The sequence below is a fragment of the Pontibacter saemangeumensis genome, from assembly GCF_039541895.1.
Taxonomy (GTDB): domain Bacteria; phylum Bacteroidota; class Bacteroidia; order Cytophagales; family Hymenobacteraceae; genus Pontibacter; species Pontibacter saemangeumensis.
In genome coordinates this window covers 1-24,453 of sequence record NZ_BAABHC010000016.1, presented here as the reverse complement: position 1 = coordinate 24,453, position 24,453 = coordinate 1, and the positions used below count along the sequence as shown (strand labels likewise).

Below are 24,453 nucleotides of genomic sequence, written 5' to 3'. Positions count from 1 at the left end.
CCCTGTTGACTGGCCTGAAGCGGCTTGCCGCTGTAAAGCCCATTTTATATGTGAACTAATAATCTGAGATGAGAATAAAGAACTACGAATTATTCCAGGTGCCGCCACGCTGGTTGTTCCTGAAAATTGAGACGGATGAAGGGATAATCGGGTGGGGTGAACCTGTGATCGAGGGGAAAGCGGCAACCGTGAAGGCGGCTGTGGATGAGCTGATGGAGTACCTGGTTGGGAAGGACCCGATGCGCATCGAGGACCATTGGAATGTGATGTACCGGGCGGGGTTTTACCGGGGAGGGCCGATCCTGATGAGTGCGATTGCCGGGATAGATCAGGCGCTGTGGGATATAAAGGGCAAATATTATAACGCCCCTGTGTACCAGCTGCTCGGAGGCAAGGCCCGGGAGTCCATAAAGGTCTACTCCTGGATCGGCGGCGACCGACCGGCAGATGTAGGAAATGCAGCGAAGGGCATGGTGGCGCAGGGTTTTACAGCCCTTAAAATGAATGCCACCGAAGAACTGCAGTATGTGGATACCTATGACAAGATTGACCACGCCATCGAGCGGATCGCAGCCGTGAGAGAAGCTGTAGGCCCGCATATAGGGATAGGAATCGATTTCCATGGGCGGGTGCATAAGCCGATGGCCAAAATTCTGGCCAAGGCCCTCGAGCCGTACCGCCCCATGTTTATCGAGGAGCCGGTGTTGCCTGAAAACAACGAAGCACTTCGGGAGATCGCCAACCACGTCGCCATTCCGATTGCCACAGGCGAAAGGATGTTCTCAAAGTGGCAGTTCAAAACGTTGCTGAAGGAAGGCTACGCCGACATCATACAGCCCGACCTGTCGCATGCAGGCGGCATTACGGAATGCAAAAAGATATTTTCCATGGCGGAGGCGTTTGATGTGGCCGTGGCGCCCCATTGCCCCTTGGGCCCTATTGCCCTGGCGGCCTGCCTGCAGGTGGATGCCACCTGCCACAATGCGTTTATCCAGGAGCAGAGTTTGGGAATCCACTATAACCAGGGCAGCGATCTGCTGGATTATATCGTTGACCAGAAAGTTTTCGCCTACAAGGACGGCTATGTCCAGATCCCGGACGGCCCAGGCCTTGGCATAGAAGTGAATGAGGCGCATGTCAGGAAGATGGCGCAAACCGGCCACAACTGGAGGAACCCGGTGTGGAGACATCAGGATGGTAGCATAGCAGAATGGTAACATGATGAGCGAAACGACCTACCTCTTATCCATTACGATCCTTTCTATTCTGCTGCTGCTGGTGCTGGTCATGCGCCTGAAGATACACGCTTTCATCTCCCTGCTTTTAGCAAGTGCTTTTGTGGGGCTGGCAGCCGGCATGCCGTTTATGGAGCTTATCAGCAGCCTTCAGGCGGGGATGGGCAACATCCTGGGCTTCATTGCGATCGTTGTGGGGCTGGGCGCCATTCTGGGGAAACTGCTGGAAGTATCCGGCGGCGCTGAAACCCTGGCGCACTACATCATAAAAGCCTTTGGCGAGAGCAGAACCACCTGGGCCCTCATGCTGACAGGGTTCATTGTTTCTATCCCGGTTTTCCTGGATGTGGGTTTTATCATCCTCGTACCCATCGTATATGCGCTGTCGAAGAGATCGGGTCTGTCGCTTTTGACGTTCGCGATTCCCCTGCTTGCCGGAATGGCTGTAACCCACTCCTTTATTCCCCCGACTCCCGGCCCGGTGGCCGTGGCGGAAATTCTTAATGCGCCCCTGGGCTGGGTAATTGGGTTTGGCATTGTGGTGGGCTTGCCGGCTGCCGTCTTAGCGGGTCCTGTTTTCGGGAAGTACATCAGTAAAAGAATCAAGGTTGGTCCACCCGACTTTGTTACCTACAATACTGACAAGGTTTTAGCGAGCCGCCAGGATTTCTGGACCATTCTGTTCATTATTGTCCTTCCGTTATTTCTGATTCTGATCGCCACCTCGCTTGACATGGTGGTAGGTATGGGGGAGCTGTCGGGCGATAACTATTGGATAACGCTGTTCCAGTTCTTGGGCCACCCGTTTGCCGCCCTGACTATTGCCACGCTGGTGGCAGCCTACTTTTTGGGCATCAGAAAAGGATATAAAGCGAAGCAATTACTGGAGTTTTCGGACAAAGCCCTGGCACCTGCCGGCCTCATCATCCTGATAACGGGGGCTGGGGGAATGTATAAGCAGATATTGGTTGACAGCGGTGCCGGCGAAGCCTTGGCGCAGCTATTCATCACCTATAATGTAGCGCCCCTCCTGATGGCCTATGTGCTGGCGGTTATTATCCGGGTTATACAGGGGTCGGCCACGGTGGCCATGATCACGTCCGCAGGAATGATGGCCCCGATTATGGTGGAACTGCAGATCTCCGACCCTATGAAAGCGCTCATATGCCTGGCCATAGCGGCGGGGGCCACGATCTTGTCCCACGTGAATGACAGTGGTTTCTGGCTTGTGAAAAAGTACCTGGGCTTAACCGAAAAAGAAACGCTGCAGTCCTGGACCGTGATGGAAACCATCATTTCGATATCGGCCTTTATCTTCATTCTCGTTCTATCCGTTTTTATAAGCTGAGAAAAGATTGGCTTCGTCCGCACGACCTCCAGTTGTGCCTTCGGGCATTTATCCGCTTAAATCAGTCAGCGTCTGTCCTTTTCATTACTTCAATTGAAGAAAAAACGGTAAAGAGGCGAACGAAATGCGTATAATCCTTAAGCCTTGCTATATTTTTTTTATCTTATGGAATAAGATAGCATAGCGCATGTTATGAAAGAGAGCAAACAAGAAGAAAGGGGCACAGAATGGCACAGCAGGTTTGGAAGTACGTTTGGGTAACTTTGATAATAGTTATTGCACTGCAGTTATGCACTCAGCAGCAGGCACGGTTGGAAAACCTGACAGATGTTGCGAATGAAGAAAGGCGAGGGGAGAAGCTGGTGCTCAGTCCGCCTCCTTTGCCCGCATCACTCAGTTTTGCGGGCGAGCCGGTGCCGCTCCACGTTCCGGACGTGGCTGAGCGGCTCGACCGGGAGTTGCTCGTCAACTCCTATTTACATGCCACCACACTGCTCGGGATGAAACGGATGCAGCGGTACGTGCCCGAGATCAGGGCCATGCTTATCGAAAATAACGTTCCTGAGGATTTCATCTATCTGGCTTTGGCGGAGAGCCTCTTCGGCCATGTTACCTCTCCTGCCGGCGCCGCGGGTTTCTGGCAGTTGATGCCTGACACTGCGCGGGGATATGGCCTGGTCGTGAACGGTGAGGTGGACGAGCGCTTCCATGTACAGAAGGCAACGCGTGCCGCCATCCGGTACCTGACCACCGCCCGGAAACGCTTTGGCTCCTGGACCAATGCAGCCGCCTCTTATAACCGCGGGATGGGCGGCCTCGATAGTGCCCTGGAGCGGCAGGGCGTGCGCTCATACTATGACCTGTACCTGAACGATGAGACTTCACGTTACATGTTCCGGATACTGGCGCTGAAAGAAGTGATGGGAAACCCCCAGAAATACGGGTTTGAACTACCGGAGGCGCAAGCCTATCAACCCCTGACGACCCGACCGATGGAGGTAGCTGCAACAATTGCTGACCTGCCTGCTTTTGCCTTGGAGCAAGGCACAAACTATAAGACCTTGCGGCTTTACAACCCCTGGATCAAAAGCTATACACTTACTGTCCCAGCGGGCCAAGAGTATGTGTTAGAGCTGCCAGTGAAGCCATAAGTTAGCCTGGTTGGAGACTTATAGCTACGTTTTTTCAAATGCTCTGAATCTATATATAAGATAGGGGAGATGTCTCAGAAGCTTCACTTATGTTCTTTATATCACCACTGAGCTTGTTTCAATCTATATGGATTTTGCTCACCCAAATATTTCTCATTTCAATCTGCTTTATAGTATTTAACAGGGACTTATACAAGCTACTCCAGCACCAGACAATCTACTTTGGGATGGGTGCAAAGGTACGTGGCGGGGTATTCGTTCGTGACTTTTCCTGCAAGCAGTTGCTGTGTTGCCTTTTCCTTGCCCGAACCTGCTATCAATAGGATGATATGGCTGGCAGCCAGAATATCCTGGATGCCCAACGTAAGGCCAAAAACTGGCTTTGTTTCCAGAGCAGCTACCATCGTATGATTTAAGGTTGTGGGCGCCAGTTTAGCAACGTGGCAATGGTCAGCTAGTTCTTCGGCGGGTTCATTAAGTCCTAAATGACCGTTCACACCCATCCCCAAAACGCAAAGATCGATGGGATTTTCGGCCAGTACCTGCTGCATCCTGCTGCATTCTTTTTCGGGGTATTGGGTGTTGGCGTCAAACCCGAAATAGCGCTCCTCGCTGATCCTTAGCGGCTGAATCAAGTGATGCTGTAAATAATATTCACACGTGGCAGGGTGTGCTGCATATAGCCCGCCCCACTCATCGAGTTTCAGCACGCGCAATTGATCGAAGTCTTCGCTTTTGGCTGCATAATACCTTTGCAGTTGCAGGTATAGGCCGGTAGGAGAGTTACCCGTTGCCGCACAAAGCACTAAATTTGGCCTGGCTTGAATGGCAGCATAAACTGTTTGAGCCGCATTCAGGCTCATCGAGGTATAATCACTGTAATACTGTAAGTTCATCAGGCTCCGGCAGGGGGATTGGGGAAAAGTATTTTCATTATGTGACCTATATAAAATTCGGTGTAGCGCAAGCCAGAGCGATTCTTCATCACATTTCCGCTTACTTTTTCCAGAGCCGGATCGGCTTTTCGGCATCTGTTTTAAAAGGCAGTTCCACTTTTCTGCCGGTTCCGGCTGAGGCATAGGCTGCGAATATCACTTCCAGAACGGCTCGGCCATCTTCACCGGTTACCAGCGGTTGCTTGTCATGCTGCACACAATCCACAAAGTGCTCAAACTCCTGAGGGAAGCCATAATTCCAGATTTCTTCGTACATGGTAAAACTCCAGCCTACCGTGTTTCCCGCTTTTTCTACTGCATAGCCTATCCCCTTGTTGCTGTAGGTGAGTATGGAGTTTCCCTGGAGCACATCGGCATAGGCCACGCCTTCAGTGCCATGTATTTCAGCCCGGTCGTCCATGCCGCCAGGCTTTGTCCAGCTTTCTTCCATCATGGCCACCACACCGTCTTCGAACTCCAGGATGACGATTGCGTTATCGTCTCCCTTGGTTTTGGCCTGGTGCACCGTTGTGCTCATCTGCGCGTAAACAGACTTGATGGGCACACCGGGATGAAGCCACCGGAAGAACTGAATGCCATGGCATCCCATATCCATCGTGACACCGCCGCCTGATCTTTCAACGTCCCAGAAATGATCGGCGTGCGGGCCATCGTGTTTTTCAGATTGCTTGAACAAGACAGGTTTGCCCAGCGCGCCTTCCTCCAGCAAGCCCTTTAGACGCACATATTTCGGGGTGAAGCAAAGCTCTTCTGCGTACATCAGCTTCACGTTGGCCTTTTGGCAGGCTGCAATCATGCGGTCAGCTTCTTCCAGGTTCATGCAGAGCGGTTTTTCGACTACTACATGCTTGCCTGCTTCGGCTATTTTCAAGGTGATTTGGCAGTGTAGGTAATTAGGTGCCCCAACCACAATCATATCCAGTTCCGGCATGGCCAGCATGTCATCCAGATTAGTGAAGTGGTGGGGGATGTGGAACTTCTCCGCAAAATTTTTCGCGTGTCCTTCTGTAGGTGACATCACGGCCAGTATTTCAGCATTTGCCACTCTTTTCAATGCTTCTGCATGAATGGTAGAAATAAACTGCGATCCGATCAGGCCTACGCCTACTTTCTTTGCCATTGGTATATAGGTTTTGTCTGACTTAATTACTACAGCATGAGCTGCACAGCAGGCTTCCAACTTAATCCGATTATCCTGTTCCGATTGTCAGTGCGCGTGTATTCATTAGGTTATCCAATGGGTTTAGTTGATATTTCATCTCCATTGCAGGAACTTCACATCCCATTTTACGGTCGCACAGTCAGTTCACCGGCCTCGCGCTGAAAGCTTGTTTCCGAATTTACCAATTAACTTAGACACGCACAAACAGGATTCATCCTCGTTTCTGTACGCTGTTGCAAAAGGCATTCTCAATCTATATAACGCAATTTATCAGCGAACTTGGGATTTCTGTAATTCTGAGGTCCTGTAGGAGTTGGCTTTAGTCGGACCAGCTCTCATCAAAGCACATGGCTTTTCTATACTGCCGCCGCGACCTATATGGCAGTACCTTCAATTTTATAATTGCATAGAAGAGAAATTACTGTATCAGGTTTAGCACAATCACTCGCACATTTAACGAACCGTGGGTTTGTGAAACCTCACTCTTGACCTTTGCCCGTGAAGGGAACAAACACTACGGGTATCAGCTTTTTGGAGACAGTCTTGCCTTTCTTCTTTTCCAGCAGCATCAGTGTTTGCGTCTTATGAGGAGGACCTACGGGAATGACCATTCTGCCGCCCTCTTTCAGCTGCTCCAGCAGGGGAGGAGGCACAGTTGCAGCACCGGCCGTCACGACGATGGCATCATAGGGGGCGTGCTCCTCCCAACCAAGGTAGCCGTCGCCCACTTTTACCTGCACGTTGTCGTAACCCAGTTTTTTTAATCGCTCCGCAGCCGCTTTGCCGTGTTCCGCAACAATCTCGATGGTGTATACTTGCTTTACGATTTCGGCCAGCACTGCCGCCTGGTATCCCGAGCCCGTCCCAATTTCCAGCACCTTCATCTGCGGGTTTGGCCTGATCACCTGCGTCATATAGGCAACGATGTAGGGCTGAGAAATGGTTTGGTCGTACCCAATCGGCAAGGGGTGGTCCGCATAAGCCTGATCGGCGAATTCGGGAGGAACAAACTTGTGCCGTTCTACGCTGCGCATGGCTGCTAACACGGCTTTATCATCAATTCCCCTTCCCTTGATATTTCGCTCTACCATTGTCTCCCTCCTTTCCTTATATATATCCTGCTGAACAGGAAAGGAGATAAGCATGAACAGAAGAAGGGCAGAGATTGGATTTAACATAAGGTCAGATCATTATCTTATATAAAAAGGTCATACACCAGGAATAGCATTGATAGTTAATAGTGTTCTGGTTACCAGTATTTTATACTTTAAACAAAAGAATAAGTTCTTCCCTATGCAGGGGCGGTTACCTGCCGGTTTGTGATAGTTATTATGTGATAGTTATTATATATGGAAGAGGAGTGTTTGCGACTACAGTGTCCCGAAGCTACGATATGCTCCTTTGCATCAGGAGAGGAAAGGTTGTTCGCAGGTTCCTTTTCATAGAGAAAAAAAATTGTAGAAGCGACTACCGGAGGTTGATCAAATAGAGGCAACCTGACTGTTGATATATAAGCCTCTATAGAAACAGAGAGTTTTTTTGCTCTGCACGCAGCAAAACAGTCATGTTGATTAGATAAAGCAACGCGCACAAAAAAGGGGATATAAAAAGACCCCGCACCACCAGTAATAAAAAAAGATAAACACCTTACGGTTGAGACAGGCGCAAATGACACGCTTTAATTTAGTTACCTGTTGGTTGGAACCGCTCCGTTAAGCGTCCTGCGCGGTAGCAGCTGAGTAATTCCTTCAGATCCTCTACCAACTCCTTGATCCTGTCCCCGTCCCTGATGTCTGCAACTTTCAGGGGTTTCCCGGAGTAGGAGTAGAGCGTTTCGCTCGATAAGATATCAACTTCATCCGCTATCGCTTTCTCCGTGGACTCGAAGGGGAGATGCGCAATGAGTTGCTTTCCCTGCTCATCGAAGATTAACGTGTACCCCGCTATCCCTGTCTGTTCCTGGTACGCTTTGGCAAAGCCCCCATCAATCACAATGAGCTTTCCATTCGCCTTGATCGGGTTTTCCCCCTCCCTGACCACCACGGGAACGTGTCCGTTTATGATCAGGGAGTTCTGGGGCTCCAGTCCGAATTCTTTTAGTATGGTATCGCAGGTTGCGGGATCATCCCTGTACTGGTAATAATACCCCTTCACCTCCTTGTGGGCGGCGGGGTCGCTGATAAAGTACCGCTCAAAGGTTGTCATCTTATTTTTCCCGAACAATGGCGACTGTGGGCCTGCCCACAGGTACCACATCATATCCACGGCCAGTTCGTTCTCCGGCGTGCCCACGACCCCGGAAAAAGCCTCCCGGGTGAGCTTGTCCAGGAAATCCATATATTCCCTGCCTTTGAGTTTCTTACCCAATAGATCCACCTGGGCGAGGTTCCCTTTTTCATCAAGGGGGATAGACCCGTGAAACAGCAGGCAATTATTGGAGATATGGTACATCGAGCCCTTCTCAAAAAGGAACTGCACGTGCTTCTTCAGCCTGCTGCTGTGCTGAAATGAGTCAGAGAGCTTCTCGACCAGGTCCTCTTCCTCCTTTGAAAGCCTTTCAGGCTGTTCCGGGTCAATCGTGGGGAAATACGTGTCTTTCAATTGGTAAACCTTGCCCTCGATCTGGATCTCGCCCGTCTTGAAATTGATGTTGGAGAGCATTTTCCGGTGTCCGATCCGGAAGTCCGGCCTGCGGGCGATCAGCTGATCCTCCAGCTTGAATTGAATAAGGCTGATGGCCTTGTGCATGATGCGGTTAAGCCAGTGCTCGCTTTCATTCAGCAGTTCCTCAGGGTTGATTTTAGGGTTGAACACAAGGCTTTTATCCTCCTTGTAATGCTCCAGGGCAAAAGACGCCAGCGGGATGAGGTTGATCCCATAACCCTTCTCCAGCGTATCGGTGTTGCCGTAGCGGAGCGAGAGCCGGATGACATTGGCCATGCAGGCCAGGGAGCCCGAAGCAGCCCCCATCCAGACAATGTCATGGTTCCCCCACTGGATGTCGACGGAATGGTAATCAATCAGGCTGTCCACGACGGCTTCCGCACCGGTGCCCCTGTCATAGATGTCGCCGATCACGTGGATTTTGGCAATGGCGATGCGCCGGATAAACTCGGCCAGGGCAACGATCAGCTGCTCACTGGCGCCTATTTCCGCTACTGCCTTCAGTAGCCTCTCATTGTATGCGCGCTTCCTTTCACCCAGCGCCTCCCCCTGCAGTAATTCGGAAATAATGGGCCCGTACTCCTTCGACAGGAGGCGGTCGATTTTCCTTTTCGTGTAGATGGTGGTGAACTCGTAGGCGATGCAAACCAGTCTTTGGATGGTGCTGGTATAAAAAAGGGCAAGGTCTGGGCTTTCCTTTTTGATGATCTGGATTTTTTCCTGGGGATAATAGATCAGGGCAGCCAGCCTGCGGAGCTCCTGCTGGCTTAAGGTGGCGCTGAACAAGGCCTCGATCTTCTGACGGATCAGCCCGGAGCCGTTCCGGAGCATGTGCTGAAAGGTCTCGTGCTCCCCATGTATATCACTAATGAAAAGCTCAGGGCTTTTGGGGAGTGACAGCAAAGCCTCCAGGAGAATGATTTCTTTCCCTGCCTGCGCCGAATTTGGAAAGCGGTCAGATAGCAGCTTTAAATATTTGATATCGTTTTTCATATATAACTGGGGTGTAGGCCTTCCTTAAACCCTGATCAGATAAAGATAACACAGCAACATATAGAGCGCGCCTGCCGTCCCGTTCTGGAGCCTACCCTATATCCTGTTTCCTTTACGGAGCCGGAGAACGATTATATGCCTTCCAGCCATTCTTGATGTACTGGTATTAAGCAAAAAAGGAAGTTCAGAAAGTCTATTTTTTAAAAGAGTTAAATTATTTTGAGTGCTCTTGCCCTGTTTATCGCCAAGCCTTTTTGGAAAACAGATGCCGACTTTTGGGTGATCTATATAGTCCTATATAAGCTTCAGCCATCGCATATATGAGCTATATACATCGGTTTATTTCATACTTATTATACAAGAAAACACCTGACACGTGGCGGGACAGACCGCTTTCAACGCTTAGGTTATATAGGGTGTGAGCAAAAATCCATACGGCACATGATGCCGTTGTATCTGCTGACCTGGCAGGCAGGAAGGATCAACCAAGCTAGTTTAGATGGGTCGTGAAATTGACAAACAGGAAAAGCTGGAAGAGTTGGCGTAAAGAATATATCACGCATCCTGCTTTTCCTGTTTAACATGAATACGGCACTTAAGCCAACATCAATTGGTTCATGCGCCCTGCATTAAACCTGTGTGGAGATTCATTTTCCTGGCGGGGCAGGGGTGGGCTCTGTCGAGCAGCTTCGAGTGAAGTATGCGGGTGCTGGTGGAATTATATCTCAAGATTAGCGTCCTGATAAACCCGACCCTCTCCAATTTCACACTGGCTATCGAAAGTTTTTCAGAAAATGGGAACTGCATAATTCGAAACTGACCCTAGATCTTAACCTTGATCCTATGGATCAAGTTATAGGAAGGGCATGACTGATTAGATGATGCCAATTAAGAGAGCCTCCTCGCTATATAGGATTAAATCATATCTGGTTGAATCCAAACGAGCAGAGCGGCAAATAATTCCTGTATTGAAAAGCAAGGAGTATGAAAGATGAGAAAAGATTAAATGAGAAATTAAGTGTATTATCCCCGGCAGGATCCAGGCGGGTCGGCAACTCCAAAGAAGACATCAAAGCCTCCTTTCTGGAGAATCTGTTCTTTGGCATTGGCCGCATCCCAGTCCTGACGACGCCACATGATTTGTATACTGCGCTGGCCATGACCGTACGGGACCGGATCTTCCAGAAATTTGTACTGACAACGGAGACCATCTCGAGACAGGATGCCCGGGGAGTTGCCTACCTTTCAGCGGAATACCTGCCAGGCCCGCACCTTGCCAACAACTTGCTAAACCTTGGAATCACCCCGCAAACCCGTGAGGCCATGGAAGAACTGGACATAGATTTAGATGAACTGTTCGATATAGAGGAAGAGCCTGGCTTGGGCAATGGGGGCTTGGGAAGGCTGGCTTCGTGCTACCTTGATTCTCTGGCAACCCTGGGCATACCGGCCATCGCTTATGGTATCCGGTACGAATTCGGTATTTTCGACCAGATGATAAAGGATGGGTGGCAGGTAGAGCTTACGGACAAATGGCTTCATTATGGAAACCCCTGGGAGGTGGTGCGGCCTGAAACCGCGTATGAAGTAAAATTTGGCGGCAGGACAGAGTACAGCAAAGGTCCCGATGGTAAATTGTCAGTTACCTGGATACCTGGTTCAGAAGTGAAAGGTACCGCATATGATACCCCCATTCTGGGTTACCAGGGGAATGGCGCGGTACTAAGGCTTTGGAGAGCGGAAGCCATTGAGTCATTCGATTTCGCTGCTTTTAACTTGGGCGACTATTACCGTGCGGTTGAGGCGAAAATGATTTCTGAGAACATCACCAAAGTGCTGTATCCGAACGACCAGGCGCTTGGTGGGAAAGAGCTAAGGCTGAAGCAGCAGTATTTCTTTGTTACCTGCTCTCTGCAGGACATCATGCATCTACACCTGACGCAGGGGCGAAGGATTGAGCAATTGCATGAAAAATTCGCCATCCAGCTAAATGATACCCATCCCGCTATCGCCGTGGCAGAGCTCATGCGGCTATTGGTTGACGTGCACCAGGTGGAATGGGAGAAGGCATGGCACGTTACTCAAAATTGTTTCGCCTATACCAACCATACCCTATTGCCGGAGGCACTGGAAAAGTGGCCGGTACAGTTATTTGAAAAAGTGTTGCCAAGGCATCTGGAAATTATATATGAAATCAACCATCGCTTTCTGGAGGAATTGCGCACACGGTATGCCTGCGATGATGCGCAGATAGCGCGTATGTCTATTATCGAAGAGAGTGGCGGGCGTTATATCCGGATGGCACACCTGGCTACCATAGGGAGCCACAAAGTGAACGGGGTATCCGCCATGCACTCTGAGCTGCTAAAGAAGGAGGTTCTCCATGATTTTGCCGTGCTTTCCCCTGAAAAGTTCTGCAATATAACCAACGGCATCACCCCCCGGAGGTTCCTGTGTATCTGTAACCCTCTCCTGGCTGCTCTTATTGATAAACACGTTGGGATAGACTGGCCAACAAACCTGGAACGGCTAAAAAAACTCGAGGATTTTGCAGACGACACCTCCTTTCAAAAGGAATGGATGGATATAAAGTACAAAAACAAGCAGAACTTATCTTCTCAAATTCTGAGACAAACAGGAATTGAGCTAGACCCGGCCATGCTTTTCGATATCCAGGCCAAGCGGATCCATGAATACAAGCGGCAACACCTCAAAGTTTTACATATTATCAGTTTATACCTCCGACTCAAAAAAGGAGAGCTTGCGAATTTCTCCCCCTGCACATTTATTTTTGCAGGAAAAGCCGCCCCCGGGTATGTGATGGCTAAACTAATCATCAAACTAATCAATTGTGTTGCAGAACTGATTAACCGGGACGCCGAAGTACAGGATCAGATGAAAGTAATTTTCCTGCCGGATTTTAATGTCAAAAAAGCACAAAGTCTATATCCTGCAGCAGACCTGTCAGAGCAGATTTCATTGGCTGGTATGGAGGCATCCGGTACCGGTAATATGAAGTTTGCCCTCAATGGGGCGCTTACCATCGGTACCTTGGATGGGGCCAATGTGGAGATCAGGCAAGAAGTAGGCGAAGAAAACTTTTTCGTTTTTGGCCACAGCGTAGAGCAAGCGCAGGCGGCTAAATCTTCAGGGTATCATCCATTTGACATTTATCAGCAGAATCAGCTCTTAAAGGAAGTACTGGACTTTCTGATTTCAGGAGCTTTAGCACCAGAAGACACTCAGTTGTTCAAACCACTTTATGAGAACCTTCTCTATCAGGACCCATATATGTTATTGGCTGATTTCCAGGATTATGTTGATTGTCAGGAGCGAGTATATAAACTTTGGCTTGATCCAGGAGAATGGACCCGGAAGTCTATATTAAATGTTGCCCGTATGGGAAAGTTTTCATCCGACCGGTCTATTAAAGATTACAGTGATATGATTTGGAACGTAAAGCCTATAAACCTGATGTAGCAGAATTTAAAACAAAAGATGGGGTAGGGTTCTCCCTGTATATGAGGTTAAGTGTAGCTGCCGCATCGAAAAAATATTTACCACATAGGTTTGTATATTGTGTTTTCTTCGTCCTTATGCAATTAGGAAGCGGGTTGGGTTCAGGTTATCTAACATTACTGAGAAATTAGCGGCAATTGGCACTCCGGCCACCAACGAAAACGCCCTGCCTTGCGACGGCTGATCCCATGGTCCTGAGAGTGTCGTGGTTTTAACCGGTGTGGCTGTGCCAGGGTCAGTGTACGTGAACTCAACCTCCTGAACGGCGACGTAATAAGTGCCGTTGGGGTAATTGGATTTTTCAAACAGGGCTTTCGCACTTACTCCATTCGCTGCCACCACGCCGGCGTATGTTTCCATCACGTTGGTATGAGACGGAGTCACCTGAAAAGTAGCCCTGTTTATTCTGATCGTACCCATTGCGCCTAGGGATACTGACATGTCCAACTTGAGGGAGGCTGGGGGAGGAGGAGGGGGCGGCGGCGCCTCAACCTTGAATTGCAGGGAACCTGTCATCTTCCCGTCCGTGTTAACGACCAACACTGGCAAGCTCCGAGCGGAAGCCAGATCGCTGGCGCCGATTTGGGCCGTTACCTCGCTGCCAGAGACAAAGGTGGTGGTACGGTTCTGCCCTCCCCAGCGTAATACGGCTCCTTGCCGGAAATAGGAACCTTTCGCGGTTAAAGTTATTGCGCTGCTCCCAACCAAAGCCGAATCAGGTATGATCTGGCTCAGAACAGGAGCATGAAACGCGACGGGTAGCCCCTCGTTTCGGCCATAGTGCCCGCAGTACCAGAACTTCATGTAGATGTGCTGCCCGGCATGCAACTTGCCGAAATCACTGAACGTGACGGTGGCCTTACCGTCGCTGCTAAATGGAGCATAGCCACTGTGGATCCTGTGGGATTGGTCCCAAAGCTCCACATAGGCGTTGGCCGTAACATCCTTCACCCTGACGGAAGTATCCCCATCAAAGAGGGGGCCTTCCACCTTGCCCGGACTGATATGCGCCAGTGGGTTGACGCGCTTCATGTCAGAGGTTTCCAACATACCGCAAAGCTCGTGCTCCACCCGAATCTCATGTCCGGCGATCAAACTAGGGGCAACCTGTATAGACATGATATCGCTGCTGACTGTGCTCTGGGCAATTGTCCCCAAGGCATTTGAGACCACCCGGACTATGCCAGCGAGCGGAAAGACGTTCTCTACAGGCACGCTTCGCTGGCAGTGGAACAGCTCGGAGGTAATACGCGGTTTTTGCACGGGCCCTGCGAACACAGCGGTTGTACGGGGCTCTGACCAGTCGCTCCAGTGGCCGCATTCCCCTTGCCGAACACGCACGGTAGCTCCTTCCGGCATGATGGGTGCCGGCACATAGCCGATTTTATTTGTTGCCTGGCCTCGGTAAATAGTTGTCACCCCCTGAAAAGTTACCTCGAATTCCAGATCTGCTTCCGGCTTCAGTTCAGCGACGTGGACAAACGCTAATGAATGACAGTCGATCTGCCATAGCCTAGGCTTCTCAAGGCTCTCCGGTGGGCCTACCGTCAGTTGGCGAACCTCAGGATGGTATTCACAGCGCATCCCGACTTCCTGCCGCACCTTTACCTGGCGCCCCTCCTCTAACGGGACAGGCAACCTGACGGTGACAGTCGTCTGTTCAGAAGGTCCCACCCAGGCCCACCAAGCAGCATTGGCATCCTCAATGAATACTTCTGCGCCGGGAATCACATCCGTGACTTCCACGGCACGGGAACAGGCAGTCACGCCCTTTGTAATGTTCGGGGCCGGTAGTTGCCCTCCTGTCGGAACCTGGGTCGGCAAGGCCTCAACAGCAGGGAGGGAGGTGTCCACTATCCATTCGGGGGCATTATTGGGTGGGGGAGGCTTTGGGCAAACATGCTGCCTGGCAGTGAGAACAGCCCCGGGCAAGGGTAAGCCAAACTCATTTATCTGGATAAAGGCCGTGCCGTCAATTGCCTCCCCCTGCCCGATGGCGGTGTTGTCCTCCAGGGCTTCCACTTTGGTTCCAGGTCGCATGCCCCCTAAAGTAAACCCGCGCGAGCAATGGTATAGGTGAGTCAGCACCTGGGGGGGATTTATATCCTTCCCGCTACTCTGTACTTCCACCGCATCGGGTTGCTCGTGGCTGGAATCTGTATCTGTTTTCTGGTAGATGGTGATTTTATCCAGGGCCATCAATTCCTCACCCGCTTCCAAAGAGATGATTCCCCGGCTTTGGACGGCCTGTGTTGCGCCTACTTCCTGCTTCACTCCGTTTCGAATACGAACAAGGACTACTTTTGCGCCGAAGCTGGCGTTTTCATAGATCATGGATCGGCTGCACTCTGACAGCGGACCGAAAAGTTGGGGAGGTAAGAGCGGCATCGCAGTAAGGCTTTGGATTGAAAGGTTGTGTGAGGGAAGTTTTCGATCCTGACTATGATTGACATATAGGAACAACAGAAGGGCGGGAAGGGAACAGATAGGGTATTAGCTGGCCATCCCGGGTGATTGATTATATATAAATCATTTTGAGCATACGCTGTGCTAGCTCGGCCCGGTCCATACAAGCACGTCACGAAACTCAGCTGCCTGTGGTCGCAGCAGAATGGTGCCGCATACAATGGAATTGCCCTGACCGGCATGAAAGAATGTCGGGAAGCCCCCTATAAATCCTTGTTGCACAGCGTAATTATGGCTTAATCTGAACCTTGCTTCAATGTCAGAAAGATCGGGGTTACCTAAATCCGCCAGCAGGACATCGCGGAACACTGCCTGATCATGTTTCACCAGCACAGTCCCGCAAACAGTCGCCAGCACCATCCCTGCGTTCGGCACCCCTACCCGGGCGCTCCGTGTGACATCCGTTTCGGTATAGAATCCCTCCAGCGTTGGCTGTTGTTCAGTAGGGTACCTTGGGTTATCCAGCCTGGCAGAGGCTTCCATGCTTCCGTGGATCGGAGCGAGTATCAGGCGATCGGCATGAAAGAAATTGGGGAATCCCCCGATAAAGCCATGCTGAACTGCATAAACTTGGGTGGCCCGGAACCTGGCCCCGAAATCAGTCAAAGCGGGATTCCCCAGCTCGCTTAATGGAATATCCCGCCACTCAGCGAAACCCGGTCTGATGAAAACCGTGCCGCCATATTCCCGGATGCCTTCCCGTCTGAAGTAAAAGGTAGGAAAGGCACCTACAAACCCTTGTTCTGAGGCGACCCCAGCCCTGTGCCGGAAAGTGTGCATCACCACTTCCTCCTGACTGAAGGGAGTAATTGGGCCAAAAGGACCTATGAACTGTTCAACAGGCTTGGCGTTTATTTTGCCGAAGATCTCCCATTCGCCCCCGCTTTCGATAAACCGTCCGGGCCCTCTTACCACCTTGTTTTTCCAATTGTCGTCCAGCGGGTCAAAGACACTTACCCCTTGCTTCCACCGATCCGTAAAAGCTATTTCCCTTCGCTGTGCCAGTTGGTCGTGGTCAAATTTAAAGGTGGCGCTGCCCAGGTTCTGATCCGGGCCAGTTGCCCAATTCCATAGACTTTCCAGAATGTTCAGGTTTCCCGCCATGGCCCCTTCAATGGCTTGGCGAACAGATAGCTGGATTTGGGATTCATTTTCCTCCGTCAACTCCTTCTGTGTCAACCCCAGGGTGTTGATGACCTCATTCATTTTAGTTTCGAATGTGGAACAGAAAGCATCATAGCCATCCCTTGCGGCACTGTCAGGCAGACTGTCCTCTTCCATCAGGATACAAACGATGCCGATCGTGCCGGGAATGTCGACTATAGTCTCTCCGGGTGGTTCCCGGAGCGTGATTGGGTTTTCCAGCGGAACAGGAAGGAGAGTTGTTTCCCATTTTCCCAAAGGAGGAGGAATTGGGATATGATCGCCCGCTTCCACATTGGTGGTGCCGAGGTTGCCATGCCCCCCATTTGTTCGAACTATTGTAATGGACCCCGATAACTTCAGATTCGCCGTCAGGCGACAAGTACTGCCGTCAATTTTAAAAAACAACGTCCATAAGTAAGGTTCAGCGTTGCCGGGGCCATCCCCTTCGTCAATACAATGGACATGGTCCAAGGTAAGTGACACATTCAAAGAATTTCTAGCTGCACACATGGAAACATCTACATTATCTCCTGTCAGTCTAATCAGAAAAGTATATAACCCTGGAAAGACCGCTTTCGATGCTGGCATTTTCCTACTTTGCATCAGGAAATGGTCTATTCAAGTAGAGGGCGCATTCGGGCAGTGGGTGGTGGTGCCCTGCGGGATTTACCTGTTGTTTCGCCAGTTTAGTTCACAAAACCAGCACTTTTGTTATAAGCGTATTGTAAGATATATACGTTCAGGAGTGAAAAATGTACAATGTAATCATAACAAATTGCTGCTATGATGTGTGATAAAAATTGATTGGGTATACGCTATCCTATATATGATAAGCCTCCACAGAAGTAATAGATTGCTAACTCTTATGATCCAGACGTTATATATAAGAAGAGGTACTGCGCAATTTTAAATTGGCTATAAATCGGATTGCCATGAATAAGACGAGGTTCACAGGAGCACAGATGCAGTTGCCATCAGGCAGAATGAAATCGGTGTTCCGGTTGTAATGGAATACTGCAAGTTACGCATCTTTGAGGCCCCATTTACAACGGGAAGATAAAATAAGGAGGTTTAGAAGTGAGTGAATTATATTAGATGCGGCAGTTAGATACGGAGTATCCTAAATTGTAGAAACTGGTCGCGGACCGGAGCCTGAATAGACTAAGGCGGACGCTTAAGCAAAGGACTACAAGAGGCTTCTCACTACCACGGAAGCTTTCGTTCTGCTGGTTATAGATTCAGGAAATGTTTGAGTATATATGAATCCTTATTTCTAAAGAGACTCTTTATGTTGATGAGCAAATTCATTATAAGTCTGGTTGCAATTTTTTTTGTGACAAGTTGCTCCCAAAATTTAAAGCAAGGCAATCTTATTACTGTCAAGGGCAAAATACCTGTCGAAGAAATGGGGGTCAGTTTAATACATGAGCATATACTGGTCGATTTTATTGGAGCTGACAGCACCGGATACCATCGATGGGAAAAGCGTGATGTGATTGAAAGGGCGCTTCCTTTTTTAATGGAAGCTAAACATAAAGGTGTAAATACATTATTTGAGTGCACCCCTGCCTATTTAGGCCGCGATCCTATATTACTGAGGGAGCTTTCCGAAAAAACCGGAATTAACATTGTTACCAATACAGGCTATTATGGGGCAGTAGACAATAAATATATGCCGAATCACGCTTTTGGTGCAACTCCCGAGGACATTGCCAAAGTGTGGATCGGTGAATTCAACAATGGAATTGAAGCCTCCGGTGTATTTCCGGGTTTCATTAAGATATCAGTAGAATGGAAAGGCGCCTTGTCGCCATTGCATGCAAAAATTGTTAAAGCCGCAGCAATTACGCATAAAGCAACAGGATTGACCATTGTCTCGCATACGGGCGCAGATGACCCGGCATTTGCGCAATTAGAGATTTTGAAAAACGAAGGGGTATCCCCTGAAGCCTTCGTGTGGACGCACGCCCAGGATGGCACGATTGAAGGGTATGTCAAAGCTGCAAAACAAGGCGCATGGATTTCGCTGGATAATGTGAATAAAAACAATTTAAATAAACCTGGTGGAATTGATTGGTATGTAGCCCTTCTGGCAAAATTAAAAAAAGAAAAAGTGCTTCATAAAGTATTGATATCCCATGATGCGGGGTGGTATGAGCCGGGACAGGAAAACGGTGGGAACTATCGCGGTTATACCGATATTTTCGAACATCTGATTCCTGCCTTAAAGGAAAATGGGTTTAGTCAGGAGGATGTCGACTTATTGCTAATTAAGAATCCACAGATGGCCTATGCTGTAAACATCAGGGAAATTAACGAGTAAAAAATCGGGTAATGCTTTACAAAGTATGATGCTTCCTGAAGAGAAATAGCAGTGGAGCTGTTAGATATGGATGTGTGTGTTAGAAGTCCATATCTATTGTCCCCACTGCTACTGTAGTAAGGTCGTCAAAAACGGCAAAAAAGTTACGGGGCAGCAGAACTTTAAATGCAAAGACTGCGCAAAGCAGTTTCTGCACGGGTATCTGTACTGAGCCGACCCAGCCAACAAGCGTCTTATGAGTCGCATGCTGGTGCGGGGCTCGGGCGTAAGTGACATCGCCCAGGTGCTGGGCGTGAGCCAGGTGTGTGTGCTGCGACATTTGCAGCGGCTGGCCGAGCGGGCTGGTCCGGTGGCCGAAAAGCGGCACTACGAGCGGCTGCAGCTAGACGAGCTGTGGAGCTATGTGGGCAGCAAGAAGCGCAAGCGCTGGTTTCTGTACGCTTACTGCCCGGAAAGCAAGGAAATAGTGGCCATGGTCTGTGGCTCGAGGAGAGCTGCAACCGTGCGGAAGCTCTCCCGCAAGCTCGGGGGCGTGGAGGTCGACTGGTTCTGCACCGACAAGTGGAAGGCCTTCCAAAAGGTGCTGCCTTACGAAAACACCTGATCGGAAAAAAATTCACCAAGGCCATTGAAGGGGTGAACACGGCACCAAGGCTCAGAAATAGAAGAATAAACCGGAAAGCAACTCGCTTTTCAAAGAAAGAAGAAAACCATATGTATGCTATGAACATAACCGTCAGCTATTTTAACCATCATACTTTCTAAAGCGCAACCGAAGTTTTCTAATGCTCACAAGATGTGAAAGCAAGGCGGCTGGGACAATGATGCTTGGCAGCCACACATACGGAAAGTAAGTTACCCCTGTGTTTGGTTGCTCGAAACCAAATTGTTGAAAAGGTGTAGGGGAGGACATTATGGCTAAGGCCATAATGGTGAACAGCAGTATCAGGCAATCGAAATTCCATACGAGCAACCATCTCAAGTGCATTGTTCTCCGCATGAAGGTAAAGTAATAAATTATCGGCGCTGAAAAGCCTGTGAAGATGTCAAAGTTGATGCCCTCAAAAGTCATGATTTGGGGAACCAGTGCTGCCGCATAGAGTTGGTAGAGCACGATTTCAATAGGGAGCCTCACAGAGTGCAGCAAAGTGAGGTCAGCGATATCAAGCGAGTCTGAAAATGCCCTCCCTCTTTGGGTAAAAAGCGCAATGAGGACAACTGCAATACCTGGACCAACCAAAAACAGGAAGCGCGGGGGCATTTGGTCGCCTTGACGATAAAAACCTGCTGCACCTAAGGCGGCTGTGATAAGAGCCCATAGTACAAGCGCTGCGAGGAGCATTCCTGAACGCTGCGAGGCTTTATATAACTGGTAAACTACGAAGGTTGTTGAGAGCACAAAAAGGATGTGCGTTAAAACCGATACCTTTTCCATGGCATTGTGGCTATGATTACAATGCAAAGGAAGGAGTAGTACGGCACATAATTCTTGCCAAATGACAAGAATTACTTATTTAGAAACTCTCTCCGTATTCTGCTCAAGGATGTGTCTGTCACGCCCAGGTAGGAGGCAATGTGCTTGAGTGATGCATACTGAAAGACTTCAGGGTTTGTGCGCATCAGCTCTTTATAGCGCTCATCAGCCGTCTTATTTATCAGCGACAGCGTCCGTTTCTTAAACTGTATAAATCCCTTCACCAGCAGGGCTCTTCCGATTTCCCTAAACTCAGGAATAGCGTGAAAAAGATAATTGAGCTTGTCGTAGCTTATCACGCTGCCGTTAGACTGAGTGACGGCCTCAAGGTATTCTTCGGCGGGAATCTGTTGAAAAAAGGAGGCTACCTCAAAGACAGGCTGCTGAGCTGTGAAAAAGTTCATCGTCACCTCATTACCTTCTGTGTCATATAAAAAGGAACGCATGCAACCCGACTCAAGGAAGAGGTATTCATTGCTTACTTGTCCTTCCTTCAGAAACAGCTCCCCCTTTCCAAATGATCTCTCATTGAAATGCGCGGCAATATCTCTTGCTATATTGGGGTTAACAGGCATTGTATTCTGAAGGAATAAGACGAGATTTTCCATATATAAATATCTGTTCAGAGGCCACTGTAAACATCGGGAAATTGACCAAAGATAGGAGTTACGCATAGTTTTGAATGAACTCTCTCTGCACCTGGAGGAATAGCTTTCTCTGCAGGGCGTAAACGTTTACAATGATTTGATCCTGGCTCATCCACACCAGCCTCTGAAATGCCCTGAGCACGCAGAAGATGTGGTTCTTGATGGCCTGTGTGTCCCTGACAAAGAAGTCCTGTGCGTGGCATTCCTGCTTTAGAGTCCGGAAGAACTCCTCCACATGCCAGTGCTGCGCCTTCACCTGCTCAAAGACCTCCCTGCTTAGTTGCCTGCACTTCTACCCTGTCGGGCAGGTACATGGCATAGTGTCTCACGCGGCCTTCTTTGCCCACTCCTCCGAAACACTTTCACGAAATCAAAACCCTTTAGATGCGTCAAGAGCCCTTGCTCCGGGAAAGCCTCTATTTGCCCCACCTGCTCATGGCTGCCGGGCAGGGAGGAGACGATGCGGTTGGCCTCGAGCCCGATGAGAAAACCCACTTCCTTGTCTCTAAGGAACTTCAGGTTCTCCAGGGAGGCGTACCAGCTGTCGGCGCTCACCCAGGCCGGGCGCAGGCCCCATTCAAGGCATTCCTTCACCATCTGCTGGAAATAGTCATGCTTGCTTTTCCCCTCCCGGTGCCGGTACAACCGAAGTTGACCGGAAACCTCAGACCCGATGGGTCGGTGTAGAAAAGGGCGATGAGGCTGATGCCCTTCACCGTCCTGTGATGCCTGCCTGACCAGAAAAAGCCCACCAGCTCTGTTGACTGCAAGTCGGTGAAAGGCTTGTCGAGCACCGAGTCATCGGCCGACGAAGTGCCGCCCTCCAGGCGCAAACCCGCTTTTACGGCCTCAAAGAGTTCTTTCCCTGTAAAGTCGTTGCTGAGCAGAAAGCGGTTTATCTCGTCATGTGACACCTCCAACACCTCGCTTGCCTTCACGCAGCTCACCTTGCGTGGCTCACTCAACAAATAGGCGATGTATTGAGCAGATTCCATGACTTTTATATGATTCTACGTCAAAGAAGTAGGTTGCGTAACTCCTAAAAGAAATCAAATGGCGAGTCATCAGGAAAAAGGTAAGAGTTAAGGTGATTCAGTCAAATACCTTCAAGTACACCTCTTAAGCAGCAGGTGCTCCTTCTGAAGAAGCAATGCGCATAACTACATTCACTAACAGATACTATCAGCCCAAGTCGTTCGAACACCTTCAATACTCTTTTTATCGGGTGGCAATCTTCCCTTTTACTTCCCACATATTACTATTACAGCACCCGGACAAGAACTTCTACACTTTGAACTGCCTCCCACGTGATAAAAACTCACCCCGTGCTCCTTCACGATATATTCCAGGTAGTGTTAAATATGTAATGCTAAGCATCTATTGTAGTGGCAAATAAAGTACTTTATGGCACCGACATGGTTTTCTAGCTTTTTCGAGAAAGCCAGCGTCTTTCTCACCAGTCTGCTGCACCTTTGCCTCATGGTGTTGTTGAACCTTTCGATGTGGTTGGTATAGCCCTTTTCCTTGCCCGCCGCCACATGCCGCCCCTCCTCCAGGATATGGTAACCGCTCCAGAAGTCAGTAAAAAAGGTGGCGTTCCGGCGGAAAACCTCCGGCACTTTTTCAAATAGCAGTTTTGCCTCTTCCTGCCCCCTTCCTCCTACATGGAAAGCGACGATCTGCCGGTTGGCCGTGTTCATCACCAGCCAGAGCCACTGCTTGTTGCCCTTCCTGCCCACAAAGCTCCACATCTCATCTGCCTCACAGCGGTAAAGCTCGCAGAGCACCCCTTCCTTCTGCTCATAAAGGCTCTCCAGCAGCGGGTCGTGGAGCGCTTCAAAAGTGGGCTCTTGGCTCAGGAAAGGGTTAAATGCCGCAATATCCTCCCATGATAGCGCAGACTCAACTGGCGCAGCGTTTTTTTTAAAGCCTCTATCTTGTAGACGTGCTCATCAAACCTGTCCTCTCGGTGAGCCTCCATCGCTTCTTTGCTCGGAATGAGTACATGGAGGTCATCGGGCTGGGCGGCGTAAAGCTCGCTCACATAACCCTGAAGCCACACCTGGCTCACCTCGGCCACACGGGCAATACCCGCCAAGGATATCTTCTCCAGCAGCAGCTTGTCAATCATGGCCTTATCAGAGTCGCTTATCAGTCTCTTTTCCCTGTCTGCCACAAACTGCCTGCCGCAGTCTTTGCACAGGTGGTTCTGCTTTCCGTTATGTATATGGCCGTTTAGCTTTATATTAGTGGATGCAAATGCAGGACAAACTACTTCTGCCATGGGTCTTCTAGCTTGGTGATACTATATAGAAAACAGCGGCATTACTTGTTTGGTGCTACCATATTCCACTAGCTCCTTTTGTGTTAAGGCACTCAAACTTTCTTTCGACTGCTTCCTTGAGGGCGTAGTGCAACAGAGAGGGCTTTGCGAAGAGTTTATGTGGTGCACGTTCTCCTTTACCGGCTTTTCTCTCGCTACAACTCTTTTACTTCTAATCCTCGTGCTTTTTCAGGTGGTGGTACTTTTGTATATTTTAAGTTATTACTTACCGATGCAGAAAGTATTTAAAAAATTAAAGCTGCTGATGAAGCCTGCCGTTTATCACATGCAGCTTATAGGCAACTGGTGCTATGGCGAAGTGTTTTTAGGCTATAAAGGTGTAGATGTTTTTGCTTGATGCTTTTCGTATAGGCTCAGAAACTAATTCCTAAACTACGTGTATCCTATTTCTCCTTAGTCTGACTGTTCATGAAAAACATGCTGTTCTTACTCCTACTGGGTACAGGTTTATACTTCGGCTATCACTTCGTCACTGATAACGGTCTACCTGGCAGCACTAAAATAGACCGATTGGTAGTGCGTAAATCAGAGCGTAGATTAGAAGCTTATGCTAAAGGCGAACTGGTAAAGAACTACACAATTGCGTTGGGTAAGCAGCCGGAGGGCGACAAGCAGTTTCAAGGCGACAACAAAACGCCTGAGGGTTTTTACACGATTAACGATAAGAACCCCTATAGCGGGTATCATAAGAATTTATGTATCTCATATCCCAACGCTTCTGATCGTCGTGAAGCAGCCCTCTTGGGTCAGCCAGTTGGAAGCAATATCAGGATACATGGTTTGCCTAACAAAATGCCATTCATTGGAAAATGGCACCGGTTCATAGACTGGACTGCAGGCTGTATTGCTGTGACAAATGATGAAATTGATGAGTTGTAACGTGCTGTTCCGGTTGGCACACCCATCGAAATCCGTCCTTAGCACCTACAACACACAATAAACTATGATAAGGTTCGGGAGTGTAATTCTAACTGTGTCATCATTTCCCTTTTGTCCGTCTTCACTTCAGGTCCAGCTGCATCCTG

At 49.4% G+C, this 24,453-nt stretch carries 19 protein-coding genes and 1 pseudogene; 9 read left to right on the top strand and 11 right to left on the bottom strand.

What is annotated here, in order from left to right; translation table 11 throughout:
* Nucleotides 1–68: 68 nt before the first annotated feature.
* The 3 genes from dgoD to ABD920_RS14085 all read left to right on the top strand — a co-directional run bounded on the left by dgoD (nucleotide 69) and on the right by ABD920_RS14085 (nucleotide 3,734).
* Complete coding sequence (dgoD, locus tag ABD920_RS14095; protein WP_345159924.1) at nucleotides 69–1,217, top strand: galactonate dehydratase; 1,149 nt, start codon at nucleotides 69–71, stop codon at nucleotides 1,215–1,217.
* A 1-nt stretch (nucleotide 1,218) separates the two neighbouring features.
* Entirely contained in the window at nucleotides 1,219–2,583 is a 1,365-nt protein-coding gene (locus ABD920_RS14090; protein ID WP_345159923.1) for a GntP family permease, read from the top strand.
* Nucleotides 2,584–2,894: 311 nt separating this feature from the next.
* Nucleotides 2,895–3,734 carry a lytic transglycosylase domain-containing protein gene (locus tag ABD920_RS14085; RefSeq protein WP_345159921.1) on the top strand — a complete coding sequence of 280 codons (840 nt, stop codon included), beginning with the start codon at nucleotides 2,895–2,897 and terminating at the stop codon, nucleotides 3,732–3,734.
* Between the two features lie 197 nt (nucleotides 3,735–3,931).
* On the opposite strand, the gene ABD920_RS14080 is transcribed toward ABD920_RS14085, so the two are convergent.
* The 4 genes from ABD920_RS14080 to ABD920_RS14065 all read right to left on the bottom strand — a co-directional run bounded on the left by ABD920_RS14080 (nucleotide 3,932) and on the right by ABD920_RS14065 (nucleotide 9,509).
* On the bottom strand, nucleotides 3,932–4,765 hold the full coding sequence (locus ABD920_RS14080) for a 6-phosphogluconolactonase (RefSeq protein WP_345159919.1): 834 nt from the start codon (nucleotides 4,763–4,765) through the stop codon (nucleotides 3,932–3,934).
* Nucleotides 4,731–5,810, bottom strand: a complete 1,080-nt coding sequence (locus ABD920_RS14075) for a Gfo/Idh/MocA family protein (protein WP_345159917.1) — start codon at nucleotides 5,808–5,810, stop codon at nucleotides 4,731–4,733. The genes ABD920_RS14080 and ABD920_RS14075 overlap by 35 nt, the downstream gene beginning before the upstream one ends.
* A 521-nt stretch (nucleotides 5,811–6,331) precedes the next feature.
* On the bottom strand, nucleotides 6,332–6,997 hold the full coding sequence (locus ABD920_RS14070) for a protein-L-isoaspartate(D-aspartate) O-methyltransferase (protein WP_345160796.1): 666 nt from the start codon (nucleotides 6,995–6,997) through the stop codon (nucleotides 6,332–6,334).
* A 538-nt stretch (nucleotides 6,998–7,535) separates the two neighbouring features.
* The gene (locus ABD920_RS14065; RefSeq protein WP_345159915.1) at nucleotides 7,536–9,509 is read right to left on the bottom strand and encodes a fructose-1,6-bisphosphatase; all 1,974 of its coding nucleotides are present in this window, start codon (nucleotides 9,507–9,509) and stop codon (nucleotides 7,536–7,538) included.
* Between the two features lie 984 nt (nucleotides 9,510–10,493).
* On the opposite strand from ABD920_RS14065, the gene ABD920_RS14060 reads away from it, so the two are divergent.
* Nucleotides 10,494–12,989 carry a glycogen/starch/alpha-glucan phosphorylase gene (locus tag ABD920_RS14060; protein ID WP_345159913.1) on the top strand — a complete coding sequence of 832 codons (2,496 nt, stop codon included), beginning with the start codon at nucleotides 10,494–10,496 and terminating at the stop codon, nucleotides 12,987–12,989.
* A 114-nt stretch (nucleotides 12,990–13,103) separates the two neighbouring features.
* Here ABD920_RS14060 and ABD920_RS14055 read toward each other — a convergent pair whose 3' ends face one another.
* Complete coding sequence (locus ABD920_RS14055; protein WP_345159912.1) at nucleotides 13,104–15,362, bottom strand: IPT/TIG domain-containing protein; 2,259 nt, start codon at nucleotides 15,360–15,362, stop codon at nucleotides 13,104–13,106.
* 216 nt (nucleotides 15,363–15,578) lie between these two features.
* Nucleotides 15,579–16,895, bottom strand: coding sequence for a hypothetical protein (locus ABD920_RS14050; RefSeq protein ID WP_345159911.1), 1,317 nt, complete (start codon nucleotides 16,893–16,895; stop codon nucleotides 15,579–15,581).
* Between the two features lie 1,039 nt (nucleotides 16,896–17,934).
* Here ABD920_RS14050 and ABD920_RS14045 point away from each other — a divergent pair.
* The 3 genes from ABD920_RS14045 (at nucleotide 17,935) to ABD920_RS14040 (ending at nucleotide 19,567) form a co-directional block, all read left to right on the top strand.
* Nucleotides 17,935–18,963 (top strand): phosphotriesterase family protein, encoded by a 1,029-nt coding sequence (locus tag ABD920_RS14045; RefSeq protein ID WP_345159910.1) that lies wholly within the window; start codon nucleotides 17,935–17,937, stop codon nucleotides 18,961–18,963.
* Nucleotides 18,964–19,033: 70 nt separating this feature from the next.
* Nucleotides 19,034–19,174 (top strand): IS1/IS1595 family N-terminal zinc-binding domain-containing protein, encoded by a 141-nt coding sequence (locus ABD920_RS24975; RefSeq protein ID WP_425568622.1) that lies wholly within the window; start codon nucleotides 19,034–19,036, stop codon nucleotides 19,172–19,174.
* A 24-nt stretch (nucleotides 19,175–19,198) separates the two neighbouring features.
* Nucleotides 19,199–19,567 (top strand): IS1 family transposase, encoded by a 369-nt coding sequence (locus ABD920_RS14040; protein ID WP_425568621.1) that lies wholly within the window; start codon nucleotides 19,199–19,201, stop codon nucleotides 19,565–19,567.
* A gap of 141 nt (nucleotides 19,568–19,708) precedes the next feature.
* Here ABD920_RS14040 and ABD920_RS14035 read toward each other — a convergent pair whose 3' ends face one another.
* The 5 genes and pseudogenes from ABD920_RS14035 to ABD920_RS14005 form a co-directional block, all read right to left on the bottom strand.
* The gene (locus tag ABD920_RS14035; protein ID WP_345159909.1) at nucleotides 19,709–20,398 is read right to left on the bottom strand and encodes a hypothetical protein; all 690 of its coding nucleotides are present in this window, start codon (nucleotides 20,396–20,398) and stop codon (nucleotides 19,709–19,711) included.
* Between the two features lie 71 nt (nucleotides 20,399–20,469).
* Entirely contained in the window at nucleotides 20,470–21,045 is a 576-nt protein-coding gene (locus ABD920_RS14030; RefSeq protein ID WP_345159908.1) for a Crp/Fnr family transcriptional regulator, read from the bottom strand.
* Nucleotides 21,046–21,103: 58 nt separating this feature from the next.
* Nucleotides 21,104–22,079, bottom strand: a pseudogene (locus tag ABD920_RS24970) (IS701 family transposase).
* A 360-nt stretch (nucleotides 22,080–22,439) separates the two neighbouring features.
* The gene (locus tag ABD920_RS14010; RefSeq protein WP_345160795.1) at nucleotides 22,440–22,901 is read right to left on the bottom strand and encodes an IS1 family transposase; all 462 of its coding nucleotides are present in this window, start codon (nucleotides 22,899–22,901) and stop codon (nucleotides 22,440–22,442) included.
* Between the two features lie 38 nt (nucleotides 22,902–22,939).
* The gene (locus ABD920_RS14005; protein ID WP_345159900.1) at nucleotides 22,940–23,368 is read right to left on the bottom strand and encodes an IS1/IS1595 family N-terminal zinc-binding domain-containing protein; all 429 of its coding nucleotides are present in this window, start codon (nucleotides 23,366–23,368) and stop codon (nucleotides 22,940–22,942) included.
* 271 nt (nucleotides 23,369–23,639) lie between these two features.
* Between ABD920_RS14005 and ABD920_RS14000 the strand changes: the two genes are divergently transcribed.
* Together ABD920_RS14000 and ABD920_RS13995 are read left to right on the top strand one after the other, a co-directional pair.
* Entirely contained in the window at nucleotides 23,640–23,765 is a 126-nt protein-coding gene (locus ABD920_RS14000) for a hypothetical protein (RefSeq protein ID WP_345159898.1), read from the top strand.
* 71 nt (nucleotides 23,766–23,836) lie between these two features.
* Nucleotides 23,837–24,307 carry a L,D-transpeptidase family protein gene (locus ABD920_RS13995; protein WP_345159896.1) on the top strand — a complete coding sequence of 157 codons (471 nt, stop codon included), beginning with the start codon at nucleotides 23,837–23,839 and terminating at the stop codon, nucleotides 24,305–24,307.
* The last annotated feature ends 146 nt before the right edge of the window (nucleotides 24,308–24,453 follow it).